This is a genomic window from Parabacteroides timonensis, from assembly GCF_900128505.1.
GTDB lineage: Bacteria > Bacteroidota > Bacteroidia > Bacteroidales > Tannerellaceae > Parabacteroides > Parabacteroides timonensis.
In genome coordinates this window covers 2,752,272-2,772,329 of the sequence record NZ_LT669941.1, presented here as the reverse complement: position 1 = coordinate 2,772,329, position 20,058 = coordinate 2,752,272, and the positions used below count along the sequence as shown (strand labels likewise).

The 20,058-nt window shown below is 44.4% G+C and carries 14 protein-coding genes and 1 riboswitch; of the genes, 13 read left to right on the top strand and 1 reads right to left on the bottom strand.

What is annotated here, in order from left to right:
• Positions 1 to 7: 7 nt before the first annotated feature.
• The 10 genes from scpA to BQ7394_RS18615 all read left to right on the top strand — a co-directional run bounded on the left by scpA (position 8) and on the right by BQ7394_RS18615 (position 13,312).
• Positions 8 to 2,158, top strand: coding sequence for a methylmalonyl-CoA mutase (gene scpA, locus BQ7394_RS18655; protein WP_075558790.1), 2,151 nt, complete (start codon positions 8 to 10; stop codon positions 2,156 to 2,158).
• 124 nt (positions 2,159 to 2,282) lie between these two features.
• Positions 2,283 to 3,491: a hypothetical protein gene (locus BQ7394_RS18650; protein WP_075558789.1), complete on the top strand. Its 1,209-nt coding sequence runs from the start codon at positions 2,283 to 2,285 to the stop codon at positions 3,489 to 3,491.
• A 98-nt stretch (positions 3,492 to 3,589) separates the two neighbouring features.
• Complete coding sequence (locus BQ7394_RS25905; protein ID WP_082212026.1) at positions 3,590 to 5,056, top strand: glycosyltransferase family 2 protein; 1,467 nt, start codon at positions 3,590 to 3,592, stop codon at positions 5,054 to 5,056.
• Between the two features lie 30 nt (positions 5,057 to 5,086).
• Positions 5,087 to 6,022, top strand: a complete 936-nt coding sequence (locus tag BQ7394_RS25900) for a DUF4922 domain-containing protein (RefSeq protein ID WP_394333717.1) — start codon at positions 5,087 to 5,089, stop codon at positions 6,020 to 6,022.
• On the top strand, positions 6,019 to 7,302 hold the full coding sequence (locus BQ7394_RS18640; RefSeq protein ID WP_075558788.1) for an MFS transporter: 1,284 nt from the start codon (positions 6,019 to 6,021) through the stop codon (positions 7,300 to 7,302). The genes BQ7394_RS25900 and BQ7394_RS18640 overlap by 4 nt, the downstream gene beginning before the upstream one ends.
• Before the next feature lie 20 nt (positions 7,303 to 7,322).
• Positions 7,323 to 8,156, top strand: coding sequence for an ATPase (locus tag BQ7394_RS18635; RefSeq protein WP_075558787.1), 834 nt, complete (start codon positions 7,323 to 7,325; stop codon positions 8,154 to 8,156).
• Positions 8,157 to 8,170: 14 nt separating this feature from the next.
• Positions 8,171 to 8,992, top strand: a complete 822-nt coding sequence (gene murQ / locus BQ7394_RS18630) for an N-acetylmuramic acid 6-phosphate etherase (RefSeq protein WP_075558786.1) — start codon at positions 8,171 to 8,173, stop codon at positions 8,990 to 8,992.
• Between the two features lie 41 nt (positions 8,993 to 9,033).
• Positions 9,034 to 9,231: riboswitch (cobalamin riboswitch) on the top strand.
• A 267-nt stretch (positions 9,232 to 9,498) separates the two neighbouring features.
• Complete coding sequence (locus BQ7394_RS18625; RefSeq protein ID WP_075558785.1) at positions 9,499 to 10,092, top strand: porin family protein; 594 nt, start codon at positions 9,499 to 9,501, stop codon at positions 10,090 to 10,092.
• A 69-nt stretch (positions 10,093 to 10,161) separates the two neighbouring features.
• Positions 10,162 to 12,624 carry a replication restart helicase PriA gene (priA, locus tag BQ7394_RS18620; protein WP_075558784.1) on the top strand — a complete coding sequence of 821 codons (2,463 nt, stop codon included), beginning with the start codon at positions 10,162 to 10,164 and terminating at the stop codon, positions 12,622 to 12,624.
• Between the two features lie 199 nt (positions 12,625 to 12,823).
• Entirely contained in the window at positions 12,824 to 13,312 is a 489-nt protein-coding gene (locus BQ7394_RS18615) for a low molecular weight protein-tyrosine-phosphatase (protein ID WP_075558783.1), read from the top strand.
• Here the strand turns inward: BQ7394_RS18615 and BQ7394_RS18610 are convergent.
• Positions 13,287 to 15,317 carry an HD family phosphohydrolase gene (locus tag BQ7394_RS18610; RefSeq protein WP_075558782.1) on the bottom strand — a complete coding sequence of 677 codons (2,031 nt, stop codon included), beginning with the start codon at positions 15,315 to 15,317 and terminating at the stop codon, positions 13,287 to 13,289. The genes BQ7394_RS18615 and BQ7394_RS18610 overlap by 26 nt on opposite strands.
• A gap of 94 nt (positions 15,318 to 15,411) precedes the next feature.
• On the opposite strand from BQ7394_RS18610, the gene gltX reads away from it, so the two are divergent.
• The 3 genes from gltX (at position 15,412) to BQ7394_RS18595 (ending at position 19,920) form a co-directional block, all read left to right on the top strand.
• A complete protein-coding gene (gene gltX / locus BQ7394_RS18605) occupies positions 15,412 to 16,929 on the top strand; it encodes a glutamate--tRNA ligase (RefSeq protein ID WP_075558781.1) in 1,518 nt (505 codons plus the stop codon).
• 3 nt (positions 16,930 to 16,932) lie between these two features.
• On the top strand, positions 16,933 to 18,171 hold the full coding sequence (locus tag BQ7394_RS18600; RefSeq protein ID WP_075558780.1) for a 3-deoxy-D-manno-octulosonic acid transferase: 1,239 nt from the start codon (positions 16,933 to 16,935) through the stop codon (positions 18,169 to 18,171).
• Positions 18,172 to 18,285: 114 nt separating this feature from the next.
• Positions 18,286 to 19,920 carry a tetratricopeptide repeat protein gene (locus BQ7394_RS18595; RefSeq protein ID WP_075558779.1) on the top strand — a complete coding sequence of 545 codons (1,635 nt, stop codon included), beginning with the start codon at positions 18,286 to 18,288 and terminating at the stop codon, positions 19,918 to 19,920.
• Positions 19,921 to 20,058: the final 138 nt, after the last annotated feature.

Here is a 20,058-nt window from a genome sequence, read left to right as displayed (position 1 = left end):
AACAATTATGAGACCAAATTTTAAAAACATAGATATCAAGAATGCCGGTTTTGCAGCTACCAATGCTGCCGAATGGGCAAAAGCCAATGGCATTGAAACCGATTGGAAAACACCTGAGCATATCGAGGTGAAACCTGTTTATACGAAAGAAGACCTGGAGGGAATGGAGCATCTGAACTATGCTTCCGGTCTGCCTCCTTATCTGCGTGGTCCGTATAGCGGTATGTACGCTATGCGTCCCTGGACAATCCGTCAGTATGCCGGTTTCTCTACCGCAGAAGAATCAAATGCATTCTATCGTCGTAACTTGGCTTCCGGTCAGAAAGGTCTGTCTGTTGCATTCGACCTTCCGACACACCGCGGATACGATGCCGACAACGAACGTGTTGTAGGTGACGTTGGTAAAGCAGGTGTATCCATCTGTTCGCTGGAAAACATGAAAGTATTGTTCGCTGGTATTCCTTTGAACAAGATGTCTGTTTCCATGACCATGAACGGTGGCGTTCTTCCGGTATTGGCATTCTACATCAACGCAGGTCTGGAACAGGGCGCTAAGTTGGAAGAAATGGCCGGTACAATTCAGAACGATATCCTGAAAGAGTTCATGGTGCGTAACACCTATATCTATCCGCCTGAATTCTCTATGAAGATCATCGCTGATATCTTCGAATATACATCACAGAAGATGCCGAAGTTCAACTCTATTTCTATCTCCGGTTACCACATGCAGGAAGCCGGTGCTACGGCAGATATCGAAATGGCTTATACACTGTGCGACGGTATGGAATATCTTCGTGCCGGTGTGAACGCAGGAATCGATGTGGATGCATTCGCTCCGCGTCTGTCATTCTTCTGGGCTATCGGTGTGAACCACTTCATGGAAATCGCCAAGATGCGTGCTGCACGTATGTTGTGGGCGAAGATCGTGAAGAGCTTCGGTGCCAAGAACCCGAAATCACTGGCTTTGCGTACTCACTGCCAGACTTCAGGATGGTCGTTGACGGAACAAGATCCGTTCAATAACGTAGGTCGTACTTGTATCGAGGCTATGGCTGCTGCACTGGGACATACACAGTCTCTGCACACCAACGCGCTGGACGAAGCTATCGCATTGCCGACAGACTTCTCTGCACGTATCGCTCGTAACACACAGATCTATATCCAGGAAGAAACAAAGATTTGTAAGGAAATCGACCCGTGGGCAGGTTCTTACTATGTAGAATCTTTGACAAACGAACTGGTACACAAAGGTTGGGCATTGATCCAGGAAATCGAAAGCATGGGCGGTATGGCAAAAGCTATCGAAACAGGTCTTCCGAAGATGCGTATCGAAGAAGCTGCTGCTCGTACACAGGCTCGTATCGACTCAGGTGTTCAGACAATCGTTGGTGTTAACAAATATCGTCTGCCGAAAGAAGATCCGATCGATATCCTTGAAATCGACAACACTGCCGTTCGTAACGAACAGATTGCCAATTTGAAGGTGTTGCGTGAAAACCGCGACGAAGAAGCTGTTCAGAAAGCATTGGCCGATATCACTGAATGTGTGAAAACTAAGAAAGGCAACTTGCTGGAACTGGCTGTTAAGGCTGCTGGCCTGCGTGCATCATTGGGAGAAATCTCGGATGCCTGCGAAGTTGTTGTGGGACGTTATAAAGCAATCATCAGAACTATATCAGGCGTGTATTCATCAGAAACAAAGAAAGATGCAGACTTCATTAAGGCTTGCGAGCTGACTGAAAAGTTTGCGAAGAAGGAAGGTCGCCAGCCGCGTATCATGATCGCTAAGATGGGTCAGGACGGACACGACCGTGGTGCAAAGGTTGTTGCAACAGGTTATGCAGACTGTGGTTTCGACGTGGATATGGGACCGTTGTTCCAGACTCCGGCAGAAGCTGCCCGTCAGGCTGTTGAAAACGACGTTCACGTAATGGGTGTTTCTTCTCTGGCTGCCGGACACAAGACATTGATCCCGCAGGTTATCGATGAGCTGAAGAAGTTAGGCCGCGAAGACATCATCGTCATCGCCGGTGGTGTAATCCCTGCACAGGACTACGACTTCCTGTACAAAGCAGGTGTTGCTGCTATCTTCGGCCCGGGTACTTCAGTGGCTAAGGCTGCTGTTCAGATCCTGGAAATCCTGATAGGAGAAGAATAATAGCTGAATATCTTACAGATTGATACTGCGTAGTTTTCTGTAGAGAACTACGCAGTTCTTTTTTCCAATGTGCACGAATCTATATACACAAAGAACATACTTACATAATTAAATACATACAAAGATGGCAAAACAACGACATTTTCATGAGGGCAGAACAGGAAGAAACGACATCTCCCGTCGTTTATCCGATAAAAAAGAAAGAGAGCAATTATCCGGTGCACAATTAGAATTAAATCGTATAAGAAAGACGATTGCCGGCCAAAAAGAGGAAATCTATCTGATACCGGAAAAGGAAGAACGTATCAAGGATTTTTTTGAACGGAATGCCAAGCCTGTATTTGAAAAAGAAACAGCTTTAAAATATAAGTACCTTGTGTATCTGGATGAGGCTTATGAGAGTGGAGAACTGACTTCAAGCGAAAAGGATACACTCCTTGATCTTTTTGCAGAGGAAAGCCAGGGAGTTGAAGATTTCGTGACTACCGACGAACAGCGGGAACATCTTTTAGAGTTGAAATATAAATATGACGAACTGACGCTCGGCATGAGTCGTGAGGAGTTGGATCAGGAAGCTGTAGAAGACACTTTAAGCCTGTTTGTCAATCGTTGTGGTATCAGACCCAATAAAGCAATGGAGGCTGCGAAGACGGAAGACGAGTTGCTGACTGCTATTTCTGCTTATATGAAAGCACGGGATCGAAGGGCGAATGCTGCTGCGGGAGAAAAAGCAACGCGTGCTGGTAAGAAAACAAAAGAAGCCGGAGCGGAAAAAGTATCAAAGAGATTTCTGCTTGAACAATTTCAGATAAGCCAGGCCATCGGAGAAATGAAGAAACTCTATGTAGATATGATAAAAGAGTTTTACAAAGGAGGGGTGGAAGACGAAGTGCGTACTGCCCGGAAAGAAGAACTTTTGAAGCAATTAGCTGTCGATAATGCACAAAAAAATCTGGCAGATATTTTGATCACACAGATCGAATGGATGGAAGAGGTAGCGATGGCAGCTCCGGCCGAAGAAAAAGACCTTATGGCATATAATATGAAACTTCGTTATTTATTGATTTGTTTTGATGAACAGTTGAGAATTATCAAAAATGCTCCGATTCCTGGTGTAGAAGGGCCATACTCCCAACTGCGTAACTTTGCATGGAAGGATCTGCCTATCCAGATGAATATGCTGTTTACCCGTCATAAAAAAGATATGAAAGGCATTGAAGAATATGTGTCCTCAGTCTCTACTGTTTCCGGTTTAAAATCATTCCTGAAGCGGTACGGGCAAACTCACGGTGGTGGTGGCTTCCTGGGAGAAGATGACTGGAATTGGGGATAAATTTATCTTTTAGAAGAAAGTAATAGGGTCGTTTTTCGTTTGAGAAACGGCCTTTTTTGTTTATGTTTACGCCTCAATAAAGATAAACTTATTACTATATGGAATCGATCAATTGTTTTTTACCTTATATTTCTCCTGAACTACTCGCTCCTATTGTTGAAGAGTTGAATAAAACGGGTCTTATCGATAAGATTTTCCTGATGACATCCAATCCTGATGTCGAACCATATCCCGGTTGTGAGATACTCTCAGTCGATACACTAACCAGCACACAAACGCTGCGTTCTATCTATGAACATGCGGAAGGAAAGAATGTTTTGCTTTATCTCCGTCCCGGCCTGATCCGGTTTGGACAATATGCACTGGAACGGATGGATACGGTTCTTCAGGAATGTAAATACAACCGGATTGTTTATGCCGATTATTATGAGATATCAAACGGAACTAAAAAGAACCATCCGGTGAATGATTACCAGTTGGGAAGTGTTCGGGATGATTTTGACTTCGGGCCGTTGCTGATGATTAAATATGATGCATTAGACACTTATCTGGTGCAACTTCCCGATAAGGCTCCCGTGTATAAATATGCCGGTCTGTATCGTTTTCGTCTTCATTGTGCTGCTTTAGTGGAGGGAATTATTCATATCAGGGAGTATCTGTATACATTCCAGGAAGAAGATATCCGTAAAAGCGGGGAAAAGCAGTTTGATTATGTAAATCCTAAAAACAGGGATGTTCAGTTGGAAATGGAAGCTGCATTTACTTCTACCCTGAGATATAATAAAGAATATCTGAAAAAGAAAATCCAGTCAGTAAAGTTTGCATCGAAAGGCTTCAAATATGAAGCTACTGTGATTATCCCTGTCCGCAACCGGGTACGAACCATTGAAGATGCTATCCGTTCCGTGTTTATGCAACAGGCTTCGTTTAAGTTCAATCTGATCATTGTAGATAATCATTCCACAGACGGAACTACCGAGGTGATTCGTCGGTATGCTTCCGACGACCGGTTGGTTCATCTGATTCCCGAACGTGACGACTTGGGGATAGGCGGATGCTGGAATTTAGCTGCCGCTCATCCGTTATGCGGTAAGTTCAGTGTGCAACTCGACAGCGATGACGTATATAGCGGGCCGGATACATTGCAGAAGATTGTCGATACGTTCTACACTGAAAAATGTGCAATGGTAATCGGAACCTATAAAATGACCGACTTCGACCTGAATGAAATACCACCGGGCATTATCGACCACCGGGAGTGGACCCCGGAAAACGGACGTAATAATGCGTTACGCATTAACGGGCTGGGAGCACCAAGAGCCTTTTATACTCCGATACTTCGCGAAATAAAGATGCCGAACGTAAGTTATGGTGAAGATTACGCGATCGGCCTGGCTATTTCACGCACTTACGCGATCGGCCGGATTTATGATGTCCTGTATCTCTGCCGGCGCTGGGAAGACAATACGGATGCTTCACTCGATATACACAAGGTTAATGAATATAATGCTTATAAAGACAGCCTGCGTACACGGGAGTTGAGGGCGCGTGGAAATGTTTTATGAAACATGGAAGGATAAAGAATAATGGAAAATATAAATCAACAGGCTAAAGAATTAATACGCGAACATCTTACCTTTTGGGAGCTGGCACAGGTAAACTATGCCGCTCTCGAAAAGGTGCAGACCCGTATATTGGAGGTGAATGGTTATCCCGTTATTCTTCAGTTCAATCCGGAGCGTATCCGTTCGTCGGCAGCGAAGATCGATAAACAGTCGTTGGCTGCCCGTCCCTGTTTCCTTTGTGAGGCGAACCGTCCCGGCAATCAACAATGGATTGACTTTGGGGAAGAGTATCAGATCATGGTGAATCCGTATCCTATCTTTCGCGAACATCTGACCATCCCGCTTCGGGCACATCTGGAACAACGTATCTCTTCCCGTTATAAAGATATGTTGTTGTTGGCTGAAGCCCTGACAGATTTCATCATTTTTTATAACGGCCCGAAATGCGGAGCATCAGCTCCCGATCATATGCATTTTCAGGCAGGAAATAAAGGCTTCCTGCCGCTCGAGACAAACTGGCGGAAAGTCCGGAAAGAGGTGGTGTTTTCTTCCGGACAGGCAACCTTATTTGCTTTAAGGGATTTCCTGCAACCGATGTTCGTTCTCGTGTCTGCAGATAAGGAAGACGCTGTCGTTCTTTTCAACCACCTGTACTCTTTGCTACCGATCAGGACGGAGGAGTACGAACCTATGATGAACGTATTGGTCTGGACGGAAGCCGGACAATGGATCACCTGTGTTTATCCGCGAAAGAAACTGCATCCTGCCTGCTATTATGTCGAAGGGGATGCCAATATATTGATCAGTCCGGCAACGGTCGAAATGGCCGGTGTTTTTATCACTCCACTGGAAAAAGATTTCCGTAAAGTGACCTCCGGAGACCTGCAACAAATTATAAGTGAAACTTGCCTCTCCGCGGAGGAGATGGATCAGTTAATCAGTAAATCTAAATCATACTCCTTATGAAAACAAAACGAACATCCCCCTGGTGTTGGATACCCTCGCTTTATTTTGCAGAGGCATTGCCTTATGTTGCTGTGATGACAATCTCCGTTATCATGTATAAACGGCTGGGGATCAGTAATACCGATATAGCCCTGTACACCAGTTGGCTGTATCTCCCCTGGGTAATCAAACCTTTCTGGAGTCCGTTTGTCGATCTGTTGAAAACGAAACGCTGGTGGGTTGTCACCATGCAGTTCCTGATAGGAGCAGGATTGGCCGGTATCGCTTTTACTATCCCGATGGATCATTTCTTTCAGGTGACCCTGGCCGTTTTCTGGCTGGTGGCTTTCAGTTCGGCTACACACGATATTGCAGCGGACGGTTTTTATATGCTGGCACTCGACTCGCACGATCAGGCTTTCTATGTCGGGATACGAAGTACCTTTTATCGTATTGCAACCATTGCCGGACAAGGATTACTTGTGATGCTGGCCGGAGCTTTGGAGGACAGCACCGGAAAGATTCCGTTCGCTTGGTCGATCACTTTCCTGATCCTGGCCGGACTATTTATCGGTCTCTGCCTGTATCATAAGTATATTTTGCCGGTTCCGAAGTCCGATAAAGCGGCTGTAACAGTTACTGCTTCTACCATATTTAAAGAATTCTTTGCTACATTTGTCTCGTTTTTCAGGAAGAAACAGGCATTGGTCGCTATACTGTTCATGCTATTCTATCGTTTTCCCGAGGCACAACTGGTCAAGCTGGTAACACCTTTCCTGATCGATCCGCGCGAAGTGGGTGGTTTGGGACTTACTACTTCTGAGATCGGCCTGGTGTATGGTACAATCGGTATTATAGGCCTGACGCTGGGAGGTATTATCGGGGGAATCGTGGCGGCGCATGGCGGATTAAAGAAATGGCTTTGGCCGATGGCGCTGGCAATCACATTGCCTGATCTGGTTTTTATCTACCTGAGTAGTGCACTTCCTGAAAGCCTGCTGGTCATTAATGTATGTGTGTTTGTTGAACAGTTCGGTTACGGATTTGGTTTTACTGCCTATATGTTGTACCTGATCTATTTCTCCGATGGTGAACATAAAACGGCTCATTATGCGATATGTACCGCTTTTATGGCATTGGGGATGATGCTTCCGGGAATGATTGCCGGGTGGTTGCAGGAGGAACTGGGATATGTGAACTTCTTCTGGTGGGTGATGGGATGTTGCCTGATCACACTGGCTGTAACTGCTTTCCTTAAGATAGATCCGGCATTCGGTAAAAAAGACAGAACGATCGATTAATTAAGTAATAAAACGGAAATATGATACTAATAGCCGACAGTGGTTCCACCAAGACAGATTGGTGTGTAATAGAAAGAGGAAAACCTGCCCTTCGTTTTCAAACGCGAGGTATGAATCCTTTCTTTCAGACGGAGGAGGAGATAGGGAAGGAGATTGAAACCGGATTACTGCCTGCATTAAAAGACCTTATACCTTCCGCTGTCTATTTTTACGGGGCGGGTTGTGCTTTCCCTGAAAAGAATGAAATGATACGTCGGTCTGTTAACCGGTATCTGTCTGTACCTGTTGAGGTAGGGAGTGATCTCTTGGCTGCTGCCCGTGCTTTATGTGGCGACGAGCCGGGGATAGCTTGTATTCTGGGAACCGGTTCGAACTCCTGTTATTACGATGGTAAAGAGATTATAAAGAACGTTTCTCCCCTGGGATTTATTCTGGGAGATGAGGGAAGCGGTGCTGTATTGGGTAAGCTATTGATTGGGGATGTCTTGAAAAACCAACTACCTCCGGCCCTTAAAGAGCAGTTTCTTACACAATATGGGTTGACTCCGGCATCGATTATGGACAAGGTTTACCGGCAACCTTTCCCTAACCGTTTTCTGGCCGGCCTTTCCCCTTTTATACGGGAGCATTTGGATGAACCTGCCATTTGGGAACTGGTCACCCGTAGCTTTCTGGCATTTTTTACCCGAAACGTGAAGCAGTATGATTGTTTTGAATTACCTGTCCACCTGGTCGGTTCAGTCGCCTGGTATTATCAGGATATACTGAAAGATATTGCTTTTGATTTGGGTCTCCATCTTGGAGCGATTGCGCAAAGTCCGATGGAGGGATTGATTGCGTATCATGGTAAGTAAACTTATATTTGATTATGTCATTTACTAAAATAACAGAACAAGATTCATTATATAATGACCTGGAAGAGAAATCTGTTCGGGAGTTGTTGGAAGATATAAACACAGAAGACCAGAAGGTCGCATTGGCAGTGCAAAAAACAATCCCCCAGATAGAGAAACTGGTAGATCAGATCGTTCCCCGGATGAAACAGGGAGGGCGTATCTTTTATCTGGGGGCCGGAACAAGCGGTCGGCTGGGAGTGCTCGATGCTTCTGAAATACCTCCTACTTTCGGAATGCCCCCTACTTTGGTGATCGGTCTGATTGCCGGTGGCGATACAGCTCTTCGCAATCCGGTAGAGAATGCGGAAGATGACATGGAGCGTGGTTGGGAGGAATTGCAGGAGCATCAGGTCACGACCAAAGATACGGTGATCGGTATTGCTGCATCCGGTGCGACCCCTTATGTGATTGGAGCTTTGCGTAAAGCCCGTGAGCAGGGGATACTGACAGCCTCTATCTCTAGTAATCCGGATTCACCCATGGCTGCTCAGGCCGATGTGGCGATCGAAATGATTGTCGGTCCGGAATTTGTAACCGGTAGTTCGCGTATGAAGTCCGGTACGGGACAAAAGATGATTCTGAATATGATTTCAACATCTGTTATGATCCGGTTGGGGCGTGTAAAAGGCAACCGGATGATCAATATGCAATTGACTAATCAGAAACTGGTCGACCGCGGAACGCGGATGGTGGCAGAGGAGTTGGGACTGAGTTATGGCCAGTCGCAGCGACTCCTTCTCATGTATGGATCGGTAAAGGCTGCCGTTGATGAATATCGAAAACATAATATTTGATATTTTTCATCAACTGATGGAGAACGAAACGAAAATATCTCTATATTTGCGATGTGCATTGTTCCGGACCTGTATCCGCAGGAAAGGATTAAAAGGGAATCGGGTGTAAATCCCGGACAGTCCCGCTGCTGTAAGCTTCATAACGGATTGGGCAACACTAGTGCCACTGTTCTTTTTTGAATGGGAAGGCGCTCAAACCGGAAGTAAGTCAGAAGACCTGCAAGGCATGTTATTTCGACGGCTTCGAGGAAAGGCCGGAAGAGAACAGGGGGCAGCTTGTCGTCTCCACTATTCTTACTCCCGTTTCCCCTCTAGCTGTCTGAACGTTTTTGTTTTTAATTATTTTGCCATAATAATTAGGAAAAGAGGCATGGATCGGTTTGCGGGATGAGCTCCGTAATCGGTGCATGCTTTCCTTTTTATGAATGAACAGGATGATAGGAATACTTGTTTATTATAGGAAAAGTGCGTTTATTTGCAAACATAATTAATTAACAACAGGCAATATGAAGAAGGTTACAGGTTTAGTTTTGGTTATTTTGATGGTATTCATAGCCGTGCCGGCTAAGTCACAACTGAAGTTCGGATTAAAAGGAGGAGTAAACATATCGTCCGTTCATCTGAATTCTGATATATTGAAAGCGGATAATGTGACAGGGTTCCAGATCGGTCCGATGATCGAGACAACAATTCCACTGGTAGGTATCGGACTGGATGCGGCGATCCTTTATTCTCAGAAAGGACTGGAACTGAAAGCGAAAGGTACTGAAAAGACCAGTATAAAAACGGATTATCTCGATGTACCGGTCAATTTGAAATGGAAATTCGGTATTCCTCTTGTTAAAGCTTATCTGTCGGCCGGACCCTATATCGGTTTCCGTGTCGGAGGAGATAAAATCTGGAATGTTTTGGGCGAACAGATGAAAACAAAAAACTTCAGTGCAGGACTAAACTTCGGTGTAGGGGCTGAATTGATAAGCCATTTACAGGTAGGGATAAATTACGGATTGGGATTGACTGACAATTACAGTGCAGACAAACTGGATTTGGGAGGTGCTAAGAACCGTGGATGGTCTATAACAGCTGCAGTTTTGTTTTGATAACAGATAAAAGATATGCAGGGCCGGACTTTAACAGTCCGGCCTTTTTTGTTACTTTTGACCTCGTAAATGAAATACGCAGATGTCATATTACCCCTTCCGTTAGAGAATAGCTATACTTATAGTATTCCTTCCGATCTGGAAACTGCTGTCATTCCCGGTTGTCGGGTGATTGTCCATTTCGGTAAGAAGCGCTATTATACGGCGATTGTAATGGATGTGCATGAACGCAGGCCTGATACGGATTTTGAAACGAAAGAAATTTATGCCTTGTTGGATGCGACTCCCGTACTGCGCCGTCCGCAACTCCGTTTCTGGAAATGGATCTCATCCTACTATATGTGTAAACTGGGGGATGTATATAAAGCAGCCTTGCCTTCCGGTTTGAAACTGGAAAGTGAAACGGCTGTCACCTATAATCCCGACTTTGAGGCAGATGCCCCTTTGAGGCCGAATGAACAGTCGGTACTGGACGCTTTTACCGGTGTCCTGAAACTGACCGTGTCGGAACTGGAGAAAAAGACAGGGCTCCGTAATGTAGTTCCTGTAGTTGCTTCCCTGATGGCCCGTGGAGCGGTAGTGGTGAGTGAGGAAATGAAACGGGGATTTGTCCCGAAGATGCAAACCTTTATTCGCTTATCGGAAGAATATGCTACTGAAGAACGGTTACAGGCGGTATTTACAGATTTTAAGCGGGCGAAGAAACAGGAACTTTTATTAGTTTGCTATCTGGATCTGAGTCATGCCTTGAATCCGGCGTTGGTTCAGGAAGTCTCTAAGAAGGAGTTGTTGGAACGTAGTGGTTGCTCTTCCACGATCTTGGATGGACTCTTGAAGCGTGGTGTTCTGGTAAGTTATGAAAAAGAAGTGGGGCGTTTACAGGTTCCGGTCTGCCGTCTGCAACCTCTCAGCCCGTTAAGTCCGGCACAAGAGAAGGCTTATAGTGAAATACATGACGTCTTTACTTCAAAGGAAGTTTGCCTGCTTCATGGAGTTACTTCGAGTGGCAAGACGGAAATCTATGTCCGGCTGATCGATGAGGTATTGAAGATGGGACGGCAGGTGCTCTACATGCTGCCTGAAATAGCTATCACGACACAGATAACCGAACGGTTGGCAAAATTGTTCGGCGATAAACTGTTGGTATATCATTCTAAATTCTCGGATAACGAACGGGTAGAGGTTTGGAATAAATTATTGTATGGGAATGGTCCTATGCTGGTATTGGGAGTACGCTCTTCACTCTTCCTTCCGTTTAAGGATCTGGGATTGATTGTCGTAGATGAGGAGCACGAGAATACTTACAAACAACAAGACCCGGCGCCCCGTTATCATGCCCGTAATGCGGCGATCGTGTTGGCCGGCATGCATGGGGCCAAGACTTTGCTGGGCTCGGCTACACCTTCAATCAATTCTTATTTTAATGCAACTTCCGACAAATATGGCCTAGTTGAACTGACTGCACGTTTTGGCGACTGCCTGATGCCGGAGATTATCTCTGTCGATATCAAGGAATTGAAACGGAAGAAGATCATGAAGGATACGCTTTTCTCCCCATTATTGGTAGAGAAAGTAAACGCGGCTCTGGCCCGTGGCGAACAGGCGATTCTTTTTCAGAACCGCCGTGGATTTGCTCCGCTGATCGAATGTAAGAGTTGTGGTTGGGTTCCTCATTGTGTAAATTGCGATGTTAGCCTGACTTATCATAAATATCATAATCAGCTGGTTTGTCATTATTGTGGCTATAAGATCCAGTTGCCGCCTCATTGTCCGCAATGCCAGAGCACGGAATTAAAGATGATGGGTTTTGGTACGGAAAAGGTGGAGGAAGAGATTGCTTCCCTGTTCCCGTCGGCAAAAGTGGAGCGGTTGGATTTTGATACTGCCCGTACCCGCACAGCCTATGAACGGATCATCGCTGACTTTGAGAAAGGTAAAACGCATATCCTTATCGGAACCCAGATGTTATCGAAAGGACTGGACTTCGGAAATGTCAGTGTGGTAGGCATACTGAATGCCGACAACCTGATGAACTATCCGGATTTCAGGGCGCATGAACGGGCATTCCAGTTGATGGTGCAGGTAAGCGGACGTGCCGGAAGAAGGGACAAGCAGGGGACGGTTATCTTACAGACCTCGCAACCTGAACATCCGTTGATACGTATGGTGCAGCATTTTGCTTATAAAGAAATGGTCGGTTTGCAACTCAGCGAACGAAGTATGTTCAGGTATCCGCCTTACTACAGGTTGATTGTGCTCGTACTTCGCAGTCGTAACGAGGCGATCCTGCAGGAGATGTCTGTTTTGTATGCCGAGAAACTGCGCGCCCGTCTGGGAGAACGTGTATTGGGGCCTGTTACGCCGCCGGTGACTCGTGTGCAAACACTTCATATTAAAAAGATTGTATTAAAAATCGAAATAGCGGCAGCGATTGCTCCGGTCAGGGAAATACTGGAGGCTATTCATTCGGAAATGCAACGTTATCTTCCTTTTAAACAATTGCTGGTACACTACGATGTAGATCCGGCTTAAGGAAGTCACAATGCTGTGTTGTTGCAACGACTAGGTTTTGCCAACGGCATGGCACAGCTTTGCCAACAGGATGGCACTCTCTTGCCATTAGCATGGCACAGTCTTGCCACACTGATGGCAGAACTTTGACAATCGTATGGCAAGACGGTTCGCTCGAAGTAAGACGGATGTTTTTGTTCTAAAAGATAATATCATTGTTATGAAACAAGAAAAGATAAGATTGTTATTTGTATGTCTTGGGAATATTTGTCGTTCCCCCTCTGCCGAGGCAGTGATGAAGAAACTGGTGAAGGATGCGGGTCTGGAGAAGCAGATCGAAATAGATTCGGCCGGTATTATGGGCTATCATGAAGGTGAACGGGCTGATGAACGTATGCGGGCGCATGCTGCCCGGCGAGGATACGTGCTAGACTCTATCTCACGCCCTGTCCGTACGACGGATTTCTATGACTTCGACCTGATCATCGGTATGGATGACCGGAATGTGGATGATCTGAAACACAAAGCTCCCGACCTGGAATCCGTAGCTAAGATCCACCAGATGACGGAATATAGCCGTAATAAATTGTACGACTATGTGCCCGACCCGTATTACGGTGGTGCCACGGGTTTTGAACTTGTATTGGATTTACTGGAAGATGCTTGTGGCGGATTATTGGATACTATTTCTTCAGGTCCGGATAGCTGATACGTGTATGGAACATAGTCTTTAGTTTGTCAACAAAGACGCTTTTAATCATTTCCACATCCCGGAAAGTCAGGGGGGCACTTTTCAGTAGTCCGTCTGCAATTTGTCCGTCGATGATTTTATCCACCAGTTGTTTGATGCTTTCTTCCGTATGTTCTTTCAGACTACGGGAAGCTGCTTCTACTGAATCGGCCATCATTAATATGGCTGTTTCTTTAGAGAATGGGTTCGGCCCCGGATAGGTAAATGTCTCTTCGTCGATTTCCCTGTCGGGATATTGATTTTTGAATGAGTTATAGAAATATTTTGCTTTACCCAATCCGTGATGCGTGCGGATAAAGTCGATAACTGCTTTGGGTAATAAAGCCTTTTCTGCAATTCTGACACCATCGGTTACGTGATTGATGATTACTTTGGCACTTTGATCGAAAGTGAGTTGACCGTGTGGGTTTACGCTACTCTGATTTTCTGTGAAAAAAGCAGGGTTGGCCATTTTCCCTATATCATGATACATCGCTCCCGTACGCACCAGCTGGGCATTGGCTCCGATCTTTGCTGCCGCTTCTGAGGCCAGGATAGACACTTGCAGCGAATGCTGGAAGGTTCCGGGGGAAGTTTCCGACAGTTTTTTCAGGATGGGAGTGTTGATATTGGACAGTTCGACCAAAGTGATGCTCGATACATACCCGAATGTTTTTTCCAGCATGTACACCAGAATGTAGGTGAACATCAAAAGGATGAAATTAATACCGAAATACAGGATCATCAGCCAGTTGATCTTGTTGAAATCAGCTTCCTGGTATAATGCCAGGCTGATATAACATAATGTATAAGACATAAAGATCAGGAATGCACAACGGATCAACTGGGAACGTTCCGACAAATCTTTCAGACTGAATGTGACCACCATACCGGCAATGATCTGTAATAACAGGAATTCATGCGGAAAAGGAACCATAAGTGAACAGATCAATACAATGACCAGATGAATAAATAAAGCCGTGCGTGAATCGAAAAAGGTTCGCACCACGATCGGGACGATTGCAAACGGTAATATATATACATTAAATAATGCATAGGTAATACATAACTCGGTCAGTACACAGCTGACGAATATACAAAGGATAAGAAACAACGCATTTCGCCTGTTATGTAAAATTTTTAATCGGAAAGACCAGAGATATAACCAGAAACAGAAGATAAGACCTAGTACCAATACAAATTGTCCTCCCAGGATAATGCTCTGGCGTTGGGCGCCTCCCGACTTGGATTCGTGTACGATCTTAAGTGAGCGGAGGACGTTGTATGTATGGTTGTCGATAATTTCTCCCCTGTCTACAATACGTTCTCCTGCCTGTACCATTCCATTGGCAAGCGCCACACTGCGCAACATATCTTCTTTGACCTTTTCCGACATCGTTTTGTCGTATGAAATGTTTTCTGTCAGGTAGTTATTGATATCACACGACTGTAAGACCGACTTATCCAGGCGCGGCGGACAATTGTTTATAATAAACTCATAAGCTGTCTTAATCGTAAAGAAGTCGCTGGCATAACGGGAATGCGCCACATTATTCTCAAGCAGGTTGACTCGTTCGTACTGGTTCTTTTTCAGGTCATCCAGTTCTTGCGATGAAATAATGCCGTTTTTATACAATTTAACGAGACTGTTTTCAATATACTGCATGTAGGCCGGTGTCGCTTTATGGCTCAGGCTGTTGGTGTAAGCGGTACGCAACTTATCGACTTCGGTATTTTCAACCGATGCATCCAAACGGAAATAGGGTTCGAAATATTTCAGGACACTATCCTTTTCTGCTTCTACTTCCGCATCGGTCTTATAGATAGGGAAATCACTGGGAGCCGTGAGTAATCCGTACCTCCAGGGTTTACCTTCGTAGAATTGATAACGGAACTTTCCTTCCCGTGGAAAAAAGTAAGCAATCAGTAATGATGCGACAATGAAATATACCGCCGGATGTATGTTATAGTTTTTCAGTTTCATAAGTTTCTCATTTAAGGTCGAAATGTACGTAAAAAAGTTTATTAAGAGAAAAAAAAGGCCTACTTTTGCCGCATTATTATAGAATCAAAGAATTATGACTCAAAGGAAAGTTAGAGTCCGTTTTGCACCCAGCCCGACAGGGGCGCTGCATATCGGCGGTGTTCGTACAGCTTTATACAATTATTTATTTGCCAAACAAAATGGCGGTGATCTTATTCTCCGTATTGAAGATACCGATTCCGGGCGGTTTGTTCCCGGCGCAGAAGCCTATATCATTGAAGCCCTTACCTGGTTAGGTATCAAGTTCGATGAAGGTGTGAACTTTGGTGGTGATCAGGGACCTTATCGTCAGAGCGAAAGAAGAGAAATATACAAACAGTATGTTGATCAGTTGCTGAATGATGGCTTGGCTTACATTGCATTTGACACCCCCGAAGAACTGGATGCTAAACGTAAAGAGATCGCAAACTTCCAATATGATGCATCCACACGTCTTCAGATGCGTAACTCGCTGACTCTTTCTGCTGAAGAAACAAAAGCATTGATCGATGCCGGAAATCAGTATGTAGTCCGTGTAAAGATCGAACCGAATGAAGATATTCATGTAAACGATATCATCCGTGGAGAAGTTATAATCAATTCCTCTATATTAGATGATAAAGTTTTATATAAATCGGCTGACCAGTTGCCGACCTATCACCTGGCAAATATCGTAGACGACCATTTGATGGAAGTCACTCATGTGATCCGTGGTGAAGAATGGTTGCCGAGTGCACCGCTTCACGTATTGCTGTACCGTTATTTCGGCTGGACTGAAACAATGCCGCAGTTTGCTCACCTGGCCCTGTTGTTGAAACCGGAAGGAAATGGTAAGCTGAGTAAACGTGACGGTGACCGTCTGGGATTCCCTGTCTTCCCGTTGGAATGGCATGATCCGAAAACCGGTGATATCTCTTCAGGATACCGCGAGAGTGGTTATCTGCCCGAAGCAGTTGTAAACTTCCTGGCTTTATTAGGATGGAATCCGGGTAACGACCAGGAAATGATGAATATGGATGAACTGATCAAATATTTCGATCTTACCCGTTGCAGCAAGGCCGGTGCCAAGTTCGATTATGAAAAGGGAAAATGGTTCAACCACCAATATATCCAGAAAAAGGATAATAAAGAAGTAGCCGCATTGTTCATGCCTATCCTTGAAAGTCACGGTGTAAAAGCCGAACCTGCTTATGTGGAAAAGGTTGTCGGAATGATGAAAGACCGTGTATCTTTTATTAAAGAATTATGGGATGTTTGTGCATTCTTCTTTGTTGCTCCGACCGAATATGACGAGAAAACAACCAAGAAACGCTGGAAGGCTGATTCTGCAGCTCAGTTGACTGAGTTGATCGAAGTGCTTCGCCCCCGTGAACCGTTCGATATCGAAGGAACGGAAGAAGAGGTAAAGGCCTGGATCGAAAGTAAAGGATACCATTTAGGTAACATCATGAATGCTACCCGTCTGGCTCTGGTCGGTGAAGGAAAAGGTCCTCATATTTTTGATATTACTGAAGCATTGGGAAAAGAAGAATCTATTCGTCGTATCGAAAGAGCGATTGAAGTGCTAAAATAAGTTATGTATAGTCTGGCAATCCACTTTTACGCATTTATTATTGCGTTGATTTCTCCATTTCATAAGAAGGCCCGGATGATGCGTCTGGGGCAGTGGAAGACGAATTCCATTCTTCGGGAGAAGATCGACCGGAATGCAAAATATATCTGGTTTCATGCTTCTTCGTTGGGCGAATTCGAACAAGGCCGTCCGATGATGGAAAAAATCAAGGCGGAACATCCGGAGTATAAAATACTGCTTACTTTCTTTTCACCTTCGGGATATGAAGTTCGTAAGAATTATAACGGGGCAGATGTCATTTGTTATCTGCCCTTCGATACACCTTACCGGGTTAATAAATTCCTGAACCTGGCCAATCCGGCCATAGCCGTATTTATCAAATATGAGTTTTGGGGAAATTACCTGCATGAGTTGAAACATAGGAATATACCTGTTTATATTATTTCTTCCATATTCCGTCCGGATCAACTTTTCTTCCAGTGGTATGGTTTCTCATACCGGAAGATGCTTTATTGTTTCACGCATCTCTTTGTACAGGATGAACGTTCGGCTGCTTTGTTGAATGAATTTGGCATAACGAATGTGACTGTGACGGGAGATACCCGGTTTGACCGGGTATTGGATGTTCGTAAACAAGCTCGTGACTTGTCACAGGTTGAGCATTTTGTTTACGATAAGAATGGGAAAAGAAATCTGACGCTTGTTGCCGGAAGTTCGTGGCCCCAAGATGAAGAGATCCTGATCCCCTATTTCAATGAACATCCTGAAATGAAGTTGATCATTGCTCCGCATGAGATCCATCGTGAACATTTGATGTATATCGAATCGTTATTGAAACGGCCTTCAGTACGTTTGTCGGATGTGATCCATGATGAAAGCTTGCTGGAAGGAAAGGACTGTCTGATCGTAGATAGTTTCGGTTTGCTTTCTTCTATCTATCGGTATGGGGCTATCGCTTATATTGGAGGAGGCTTTGGTGCTGGTATACACAATACTTTGGAAGCAGCCGTGTACGGTATCCCTGTCCTGTTCGGACCTAAATATCACAAATTTAAGGAAGCACGTGATCTGATAGCGGTAGGAGGAGGTTTTTCTGTTGCCGACGAGCAGGTCTTCCGCGAGAAAATGGATGAACTTCTTACCTATCATGAGGTGCTCGAAGCTGCGGGTGAGAGTGCCGGACATTTTGTCAATGACAATGTAGGGGCTACGGATAAGATATTAAAAGTGTTACCACTTTAGAGATAGAAAGAGGATGTTTTTTAAGCATCCTCTTTTTTTATCATATCCTCTCTGTTTGTAGTTGTTGTTTCTTCTGATTTTGTTATATTTGTTTTCCTAAAACAGCAGGGACACATGAAAAAACTATTGAACGTAACCTATCTTATGCCGACTCTTCTTGGCCTGTTTATACTTTTGCCGGCTTTTTCACAAAACACAAATACGGAAGAAACTGTTAACGATCTTATCGGTAAGGCAGAAGATATGCTTAAAATAGATCCTTCCAAAGCGATATATTATTCTAATGTAGCCATAACGGAAGCACAAAAGAATGGCGATAAAAGTCTTCTGGCCAAGGCACAGTCGACGTTGGGCGAAGCCTATATGAATCAGGGTGATTTTGATATGGGGTTTGAGTCTATGACGAATGCCCTGGAGAATGTTCCTTCGGATCGGCCCAATCAAAGTGCCTATATCTACGTACGCCTTTCAGGATGTTATACTAAGTTAGGCGATTTGAATGCAGCCTTTCAATATGTTGACAAAGCAATTGATATATGTAAGAAAGCGAATGATCGGAAAAGTCTGGCAATGTGCTATAATGCCCGTGGACTGGTTTATATACTTGTACCGGATAACGTAAAAGCAGAAGAGAATTTTAAAGCAGCCCTGGATATAAACAGGGAGTTGGGTGAAAGGAAACTAGTGGCTGTAAACCTCAATAACCTCTGTTTGTATGAAGGCAATACGCAGGAAAAGATAGGTATGTTGCGGGAAGCCATTGCTATAAACGACTCTTTAGGCACTGTCTGGTCACTCGGAGAGAATTATAATAATCTGGGAACACAGTATTATTATGCCAAAGAATACAGAAAGGGGATGGCTGCATTGGACACTGCAATGATCTATGCACGTAAGATCAATGCTAAAGAACTGATTACCGATAATTATCGGTACGCTTCGTGGATCCACGAAGCGATGGGGGATTATTCAAAAGCTTATAAAAACCTGAAGGACCTGTATGAAATGGAACAGAACCTGTCGGCTAAAGACGAGATGAGGCAGATCGAACTGAACCTTATTCAAAAACGTTTGAAAGCGAAAGAACATGAAATGATCGTGCAGGAACAAGCTTTCCAGATCAAGAGCCTGAGAATGCGTAGTTTTATAGCAATACTTATTGCGATTGCCGTATTGCTCATATTATTATATGTTACTTTCCACAGCCGGCAACAAAAAAGAATACAAATGTTGGAGGCCTCGAGGAAGCTGGAGGAACAAGAGAAAGAACTGATCGCCCTGAAATTGAAACAAGCAGAAATAGCCACCCAAACCACACAGCAGGAATTAGATTATAACCGGCACGAATTGACGAACTTCGCTTTTTTTGTACGCAGCCGTAATGATTTACTGGCAAACATACAATCGATGCTGAAAGAAGGTTACAAATTATCCGGCCCGGAGATGGATGCCCATTTGAGAAGTATTAACGCCTATATCTCCCAATTCAATGCCCGGAATACCGAGACTGAATTGTTGATAGACGAAGTGAATGCCCGTTTTATAGATAAACTATCTAAACTTCATCCCGATTTGTCAAAAAATGAACAGCGTTTGGCTTCCCTGCTTCGCATCGGTTTGTCCACAAAGGAAATTTCTTCCGTTATAGACTCTACTCCCAAGACCGTGAATATGGCAAGATACCGGTTGCGTAAACATCTGAACCTGGAAACAGACGAGAGTCTGACTGAATATATGAAAAGTATCTGATGTAGTATCTTTTCTTGGTGTAAAGTGCAGTTAATCAGTTGCTTTTTGTTTTTACATGTAGATAAAAACATCCTCTTTTTTAGTGATATGTAGATATTAGATAGGCCGATAAAGTATTGACAAAGGAATAATAAACGA

What these genes read in the sequence shown, in the direction of transcription:
- scpA (WP_075558790.1), top strand. Translation starts at nt 8, where the DNA reads ATGAGACCAAATTTTAAAAACATAGATATCAAGAATGCCGGTTTTGCA.
- BQ7394_RS18650 (WP_075558789.1), top strand. Translation starts at nt 2,283, where the DNA reads ATGGCAAAACAACGACATTTTCATGAGGGCAGAACAGGAAGAAACGAC.
- BQ7394_RS25905 (WP_082212026.1), top strand. Translation starts at nt 3,590, where the DNA reads ATGGAATCGATCAATTGTTTTTTACCTTATATTTCTCCTGAACTACTC.
- BQ7394_RS18640 (WP_075558788.1), top strand. Translation starts at nt 6,019, where the DNA reads ATGAAAACAAAACGAACATCCCCCTGGTGTTGGATACCCTCGCTTTAT.
- BQ7394_RS18635 (WP_075558787.1), top strand. Translation starts at nt 7,323, where the DNA reads ATGATACTAATAGCCGACAGTGGTTCCACCAAGACAGATTGGTGTGTA.
- murQ (WP_075558786.1), top strand. Translation starts at nt 8,171, where the DNA reads ATGTCATTTACTAAAATAACAGAACAAGATTCATTATATAATGACCTG.
- BQ7394_RS18625 (WP_075558785.1), top strand. Translation starts at nt 9,499, where the DNA reads ATGAAGAAGGTTACAGGTTTAGTTTTGGTTATTTTGATGGTATTCATA.
- priA (WP_075558784.1), top strand. Translation starts at nt 10,162, where the DNA reads ATGAAATACGCAGATGTCATATTACCCCTTCCGTTAGAGAATAGCTAT.
- BQ7394_RS18615 (WP_075558783.1), top strand. Translation starts at nt 12,824, where the DNA reads ATGAAACAAGAAAAGATAAGATTGTTATTTGTATGTCTTGGGAATATT.
- BQ7394_RS18610 (WP_075558782.1), bottom strand. Translation starts at nt 15,317, where the DNA reads ATGAAACTGAAAAACTATAACATACATCCGGCGGTATATTTCATTGTC.
- gltX (WP_075558781.1), top strand. Translation starts at nt 15,412, where the DNA reads ATGACTCAAAGGAAAGTTAGAGTCCGTTTTGCACCCAGCCCGACAGGG.
- BQ7394_RS18600 (WP_075558780.1), top strand. Translation starts at nt 16,933, where the DNA reads ATGTATAGTCTGGCAATCCACTTTTACGCATTTATTATTGCGTTGATT.
- BQ7394_RS18595 (WP_075558779.1), top strand. Translation starts at nt 18,286, where the DNA reads ATGAAAAAACTATTGAACGTAACCTATCTTATGCCGACTCTTCTTGGC.